Origin of the sequence: Acinetobacter sp. UBA6720, assembly GCF_002454215.1 — a bacterium.
In the GTDB taxonomy this organism is placed as follows: domain Bacteria; phylum Pseudomonadota; class Gammaproteobacteria; order Pseudomonadales; family Moraxellaceae; genus Acinetobacter.
Genome location: NZ_DKIK01000131.1, coordinates 69,955 through 76,506, shown reverse-complemented (window position 1 = coordinate 76,506; position 6,552 = coordinate 69,955). Strand labels below are relative to the sequence as shown.

General features: G+C 41.3%; 6 protein-coding genes. 5 read left to right on the top strand and 1 reads right to left on the bottom strand.

From position 1 onward, the window contains the following. The first annotated feature begins 221 nt into the window (after positions 1-221). The 4 genes from prpF (at position 222) to B4F08_RS11430 (ending at position 4,413) form a co-directional block, all read left to right on the top strand. Positions 222-1,412, top strand: coding sequence for a 2-methylaconitate cis-trans isomerase PrpF (gene prpF, locus B4F08_RS11445; protein WP_086208561.1), 1,191 nt, complete (start codon positions 222-224; stop codon positions 1,410-1,412). 333 nt (positions 1,413-1,745) lie between these two features. Further along, positions 1,746-2,657: a polyprenyl synthetase family protein gene (locus B4F08_RS11440; protein ID WP_086208889.1), complete on the top strand. Its 912-nt coding sequence runs from the start codon at positions 1,746-1,748 to the stop codon at positions 2,655-2,657. A 275-nt stretch (positions 2,658-2,932) separates the two neighbouring features. Then, positions 2,933-3,511, top strand: coding sequence for a TetR/AcrR family transcriptional regulator (locus B4F08_RS11435; protein WP_291374424.1), 579 nt, complete (start codon positions 2,933-2,935; stop codon positions 3,509-3,511). Next, positions 3,508-4,413 carry a DMT family transporter gene (locus tag B4F08_RS11430; protein WP_151707002.1) on the top strand — a complete coding sequence of 302 codons (906 nt, stop codon included), beginning with the start codon at positions 3,508-3,510 and terminating at the stop codon, positions 4,411-4,413. The genes B4F08_RS11435 and B4F08_RS11430 overlap by 4 nt, the downstream gene beginning before the upstream one ends. A gap of 184 nt (positions 4,414-4,597) precedes the next feature. On the opposite strand, the gene B4F08_RS11425 is transcribed toward B4F08_RS11430, so the two are convergent. After that, complete coding sequence (locus B4F08_RS11425; protein ID WP_291374423.1) at positions 4,598-5,746, bottom strand: DUF1624 domain-containing protein; 1,149 nt, start codon at positions 5,744-5,746, stop codon at positions 4,598-4,600. A 171-nt stretch (positions 5,747-5,917) separates the two neighbouring features. Between B4F08_RS11425 and B4F08_RS11420 the strand changes: the two genes are divergently transcribed. After that, a complete protein-coding gene (locus tag B4F08_RS11420; RefSeq protein WP_110974485.1) occupies positions 5,918-6,550 on the top strand; it encodes a TetR/AcrR family transcriptional regulator in 633 nt (210 codons plus the stop codon). Positions 6,551-6,552: the final 2 nt, after the last annotated feature.

The following is a 6,552-nucleotide window of genomic DNA, read 5'->3' as shown; positions in this document are numbered from 1 at the left end:
TTGTAAATAAAAAACATACGAATCAATATATTAATTTTATTTAAATTGTCGGATTGTGGATTATTTTAGGGAACTCTCCGTTCACAAATGATGTTTTTTTATACTTGTTTAGACTTAAGTCCTGTATTTTACGCATGGATCTGGAAAAAAGGTATGATGAAGCTGAGTTAAATCAGGTTGTTTGACTTAACACAATGATAAATATGAAGGATTCAATAAAAATGAGTTTTGCACCGCAAATCAAGATTCCAGCAACCTATATGCGTGGAGGAACCAGTAAGGGCGTATTCTTTAAACTTGATGATCTTCCTGAAGCTGCGCAACAAGCAGGTCGCGTTCGAGATCAGCTTTTACTTCGTGTGATTGGTAGTCCGGATCCTTATGCAAAGCAGATTGATGGCATGGGAGGTGCAACATCAAGCACCAGTAAAACGGTGATTCTAGCCAAAAGCCAGCAAGCAGAACATGATGTTGATTATTTGTTTGGTCAGGTTTCAATTGATCAGCCTTTTGTCGACTGGAGCGGAAACTGTGGCAACTTAACGGCAGCAGTGGGCTCATTTGCAATCTCAAATGGTTTGGTCGATGCTGCGCGTATTCCAGAAAATGGCATCTGCACAGTCCGCATTTGGCAGGTCAATATTCAAAAAACTATTATTGCCCATGTACCTGTCACAAATGGACAAGTTCAAGAAACAGGTGATTTTGAACTTGATGGTGTGACATTTCCTGCTGCGGAAGTGCAAATTGAATTTTTAGATCCTGCCGATGATGGTGAAGATGGTGGTGCAATGTTCCCTACAGGGAATTTGGTCGATACTTTAGAGGTACCTGAGATTGGTCGTTTCCAAGCCACATTTATCAATGCGGGTATTCCCACGATTTTTTTAAATGCAGAAGACATTGGTTATACAGGTACTGAATTACAAGACGCAATTAATGGCGATGCCAAAGCTTTAGCACGCTTTGAAACTATTCGAGCTTATGGTGCAAAACAGATGGGGCTGATTCAAGATATTTCTGAAGCTGCCAGCCGTCAACACACGCCTAAAATTGCCTTTGTTTCTCAACCAAAACAATATGTATCTTCAAGTGGTAAAACCATCACAGCGCAGGACACGGATTTATTGGTTCGTGCACTGTCTATGGGTAAACTCCATCATGCCATGATGGGTACAGCAGCTGTTGCTATTGGCACCGCAGCAGCGATACCTGGAACCTTGGTTAATTTGGCCGCAGGTGGCGGTGAGCGCGAGGCAGTACGATTTGGGCATCCGTCAGGGACATTACGTGTAGGGGCGCAAGCGATACAAGAAAATGGTCAATGGGTCGTGAAAAAAGCGGTCATGAGTCGTAGTGCCCGCGTGCTGATGGAAGGTTGGGTCAGAATTCCTGCTGAAAGCATAGATTAATCCTATGTAAGCTATGTAAAAGCCTCTATGTTTAGAGGCTTTTTATATTTCTCCTAATTATAAAGTGCGAAAGGCTAAAACAATGAATTGGGGTGGGGAGTTTTGGATCTAATTTCTCAGAGCCATTTTTTAGCACAGTCGCTGTTTAAAACAGCCAAAAAGGGCTTCATATTGATCAGTATGCGAAATTTAATAGATTAGCGCATATTGTTTGAGGTTTCGGCGTAGAGAAAGCGGGCGGAAAGCAGTATGATGCCAACAGATCATGTTCATGTTTAACTCAGTGTAAACTGAGCTTTAAATCATTTTATTCTATTGTTATTCGAGGCGAATGTGTCAGTACTAACCGACGTATCAGCAAATGCGCTCCAACAGGCTCAACAACGTATTCACGATGATTTATTGACTGCACTGGATGCTTTTTCAATTCCTGAACCGTTAAAAAGTGCCGTGCATCATGCTGTAATGTTAGGCGGAAAGCGTGTGCGCCCCGCACTGTGCTATGCTACGGCCCATTTGAACCCAAACTCCAATTGGGCTGCTGTACGCCGTGCTGCTGTGGCAGTAGAGTTGATTCACTGTTATTCCTTGGCACACGATGATTTGCCATGTATGGACAATGACCTATTACGTCGTGGTCAGCCGACTTGTCATGTGGCTTATGGTGAGGATACCGCTTTACTGGCAGGTGACATTTTACAGTCTATGGCTTTTGAAATTCTAGCTAGCCGACTATTTGATGCGGGTCCTATGGTGGATCAAGGTATTGTATTAAAGCAGATGCAAATTTTAGCAACAGCCAGTTCTAAAATGGTGTGTGGTCAAGTCCTCGATTTACAAGCAGAAGGTAAGCGGGTTGATCAAACTGCACTAGAAACCATTCACCGTAATAAAACGGGTGCATTGATTTCAGCAGCAGTGATGATGGCTGCGGTCACAGTCTTTGAGGGTGGTGATCAAGCGATTCCAAAGTTACGTGAATATGCACAGGCGATAGGCCTCGCTTTTCAAGTACAAGATGACATTTTAGATATTACGTCAAATACAGATGTACTGGGTAAAACTGCGGGCAAAGATGAGCAAGTTGAAAAGTCGACCTATCCAGCTTTGATGGGGCTTGAAGCTGCGCAGAACTATGCGAAAACGCTACATGATCAAGCTTTTGCAGCGTTAGCTTATTTCTCAAGTGACGCGGCTTCCGAATTGAATCAAATTTCCCAATTTTTATTGGCGCGTCAAAGTTGACTTTGTGATTTAGCATAGTACTTATGAGTATGCAACCAAATCACATATCCCTCATTTGATTCGAGCTTACGTATACGCATAACCAACGATTAGTAGCCTGCTAAATTTCAGGTTCGAGCGTATTTGTGTTGCAAGTGTAGGGTTGAATCAGTATTTATCAGATGATTTATATAGCAAGGATGAGTTTTCTAGTAACGAACTTATTTGCTTAACTCACTTGCATATTTTTTCACATCTTGTAAATTAGGTATATCGGTCTACCTATATAAAGCATTATGAATACCAAAACAGCAAAACAGAAAATTTTAGATGCAGCTGCAATTTTGTTTTATAACGATGGCATTACAAATACTGGCATTAATACCATTACGGACAAAGCGAAAGTTGCCAAAATGTCTTTATATAATAATTTCCCGACCAAGTCGGATTTGATCAGTTCTTATATTGAAGCGCGGCATCAAGAATGGCTAGAGCTGTACGCTGTGCGAAACCGTGATGCACATACACCAGTGGATAAAATTATTGCGGTTTTTGAAGCCTACCAAGATCATGCTGAATTTGCCTATGAGAAGGGCTTCCGCGGATGCGGTTTGTTGAATGCTGCGGCCGAGTTTCCTGCACACAGTGCTGAGCGTTTGGCGGTGAAGCAGCATAAAGATGAAATTGAAAAGATTATCTCCACACAACTGGCGCTGTTGATTGAAGAGCCAGAGCGAGTACAGCAAATTGCTTTGATGCTGTCTTTTTTACTCGAAGGTTCAATTGCTCGTGCGGGGCTTGAGAGTTCCAGTGAAAAAGTTTTAGCTGTAACGCAAATGGTAAAAACGATTTTAGCGCGAGAGATCATAGCGTGAGTCAGTCTATTTCTGCTGTTCCAAATTATGGTTTCATTGCGGTTCTTCTAGCCGCTTTTTTGTGGGGAACTACAGGGACGGTGGCATCCTTTGCACCTCATTTGAGTCCGCTGACAATTGGGGCTGCCGCGATGGGTGGTGGTGGTTTATTACAAGCACTGTTAGCACGTAAAAGTATCATCAGCCATCTGCCACACATCAAAGCCAATAGTGTGATGCTTAGTGTTGGTGTGATTTCCGTGTTTGTTTATCCTCTGGCTTTTTATTCGTCGATGCACTATGCGGGGATCACTATTGGCACAGTGGTTTCGATTGGCACAGCACCATTATTTACTGCGCTTTTAGAACGGGTGTTTGACAGAAAACCACTTTCCATGGCGTGGTTGGTGAGTTTTGTTTTGGGGGTAACGGGGGTGGTATTGTTGTCTTTGGGAGAGTCGCATACTACAGCAAATACAGAAGGCTTATCTCAACATAGACAGATATTGGGTATCGGCTTGGGTGGAGTGGCAGGCTTAACTTATGCTTTATATTCTTGGGCTGCAAAAAGAATGATTGACCAAGGATTAGATGCAAAAGCCACTATGGGAATGATTTTTGGACTCGGTGCTTTATTATTAATTCCAACTTTATGGATGACAGGCTCAAACTTGTTTGAAGAAAACATCAACCTGTATGTCGTTGGTTATATGATGCTTATTCCGATGTTTTTGGGTTATGTCTTGTTTGGTTATGGTTTAAAAACCGTGCCTGCCAGTAAAGCCATTACCTTAACGTTATTTGAGCCTTTGGTGGCTGCGGTATTGGCAATCCTGTTGGTGGGAGAGCAAATTGCACCAATTGGCTGGTTCGGGATGTTGCTAATTTCGATTTGCTTGGCACTGCTGAGCAAAGCAAAGTAAGTTTTTTAAAGTAGCCTGAAACAAAGAACAGCACTCAGTCATGCTATTGTAAATTTTTAGCTTCAGAAATTTACTGGTGTATAAAACATTTTAGCCGAGTGTTGGAAAAGCCGATACCCATTGATGCTTAGTTGAGCTAAGCATCAAGATGTGTACGGTAAATTTTATGATGCTTTATCCATAATTATAGATATTTCAAAATACGGATATGCTTGTTTTTATGTTTAAAAGCGGAGAATTTCAACATCAAAGGATAAAGTGCCACAGTCAAAATAATTGAGATCAGCCAAAGGGTAGAAACGTGATCTACACCAAAATATTCACCATGAGTTTTGCCAAATAGTGCGAGGGCAATGAGATAGAGGGCTTTAAGTGCATATAAATGGACGATATAAAAGAACATAGGTACGGAACCAAATACAATCAAGGGCTTGATCCAACCTTTACTTTCAAGTTTTTGAAGTAACACTAACAGGACTAGCCCTAGCCCGACATTCCATAAAATAAACAGTAGTGATGGTGGGTACTTGGTCAGATTCATAAAACTCATAACAGTTTCAATATTGGTCGGCATGCTAGACCATGCTTGATCACCATAGATATTGAGCATTCTTAAAACGATAAATAAAGCAACACTGCCAAGTCCGAAGAATAAGAGGGTTTGATTTCTTTTTGTGATGTCTTGAGTCGTATTAAATATGCTATAGCCGATACAATAACCCAAAGTAATCACGCCAACCCAAGGTAGTACAGGGTAAGAGGTTCTAAAACGAATTAGATCTCCAAACTCAATCCAACCGCGTTCATGCAAAATAAACCAAAGGTTCTGTACGATAGGCAGATGTGGAAATGACACTTGATCGAGTAAATTATGTCCAAAAATAATGCTGAGACTGATCACCCAGAGCCATTTTTGCGACAAGCCAATTAAGCCCGCCAAGGCCACCATACTTAAACCGATAGCCCAAATTACCTGTAAATAGATGACATCGGGCGGGAACTGTCCTGTCCAAGCGAAATTAATCACAATCAGTTCGAGAAAAATCAAGAAGAGTCCACGCTTGAGTAAAAATTCGCGAGTCATTTGAACGCTGTTGTTTTTTGCTTGATAGAGATAAGCCGATAGACCCGTTAAGACCACAAAAACAGGAGCACATAAGTGAGCCAAAATTCGGCTAAAGAACAGGGGTTCTTCAGTGCCAGGGATTAGCATCGGGTCGGGGACTTGTTGATGGAGATAAAAAGTTTCTCGGACATGATCGACCATCATGATCAAAATGACGAGTCCTCTGAGGGCATCAATGGCTTGTAAACGTTGTGAAGGTGTAGACATAAATAAAGTTGAAAATGTTGTTATGGTATAATGTAACATTTGTTTTAATTCTTTGTAACTTAAATATCATCATTAAAACTTATATGTATGAACTAAATGGATTATTTAGAACGAAAATTTTTCTATTATTTTTTATAGACGACTGGTCTATTATTGATTTATAGTGTGGACATGAAACGATCAGACAAAAGTGAAGCCACACGACAACATATTTTAAATAGCAGTTTCGAACTGGTATTACAGAAAGGTTTTGTTGGCGTAGGCTTACAGGAAATTCTCAAAAACTGTGATGTGCCGAAAGGTTCATTTTATTATTACTTTGCTTCAAAAGAGGCATTTGGCTGTGCGCTTCTGGAACAGTACCTTGCTGACTATAAAGTCAAAATTGACCAACTGATGCAGCAAGAGCAAGGATGTGCTTATGCCCGTTTGGTTGCGCTTTGGCAGGCATGGATTGATAACCCATCTCATATTGAAAGTGATGTTGAACATCATAGCGATGGGGGATGGGCGCAGAACTGTCTGATCGTCAAATTGGCAGCAGAAGTCTCAGATTTATCTGAAGATATGCGTCGGATTTTGAACTTCGGGGTACGTAAGTTAACAGAACGCATATCAGGTCTAATCAAAGCAGGGCAACAAGACGGTTCAATTCCATCGCATATTGATGCTGAAAAGATGGCACAGACGATGTATCAGCTGTGGTTGGGCGCAGCTTTATTGGCAAGACTTGCACAAGATAAGCAGCCCCTATATTTGGCTATGGAAACTACTCAACAACTCTTACAACCCATCAAGGAATAAAT

Excerpts from the sequence above, each read along its gene's own strand:
- B4F08_RS11435 (WP_291374424.1), top strand. The coding sequence starts at position 2,933 with ATGAATACCAAAACAGCAAAACAGAAAATTTTAGATGCAGCTGCAATT.
- prpF (WP_086208561.1), top strand. The coding sequence starts at position 222 with ATGAGTTTTGCACCGCAAATCAAGATTCCAGCAACCTATATGCGTGGA.
- B4F08_RS11420 (WP_110974485.1), top strand. The coding sequence starts at position 5,918 with ATGAAACGATCAGACAAAAGTGAAGCCACACGACAACATATTTTAAAT.
- B4F08_RS11425 (WP_291374423.1), bottom strand. The coding sequence starts at position 5,746 with ATGTCTACACCTTCACAACGTTTACAAGCCATTGATGCCCTCAGAGGA.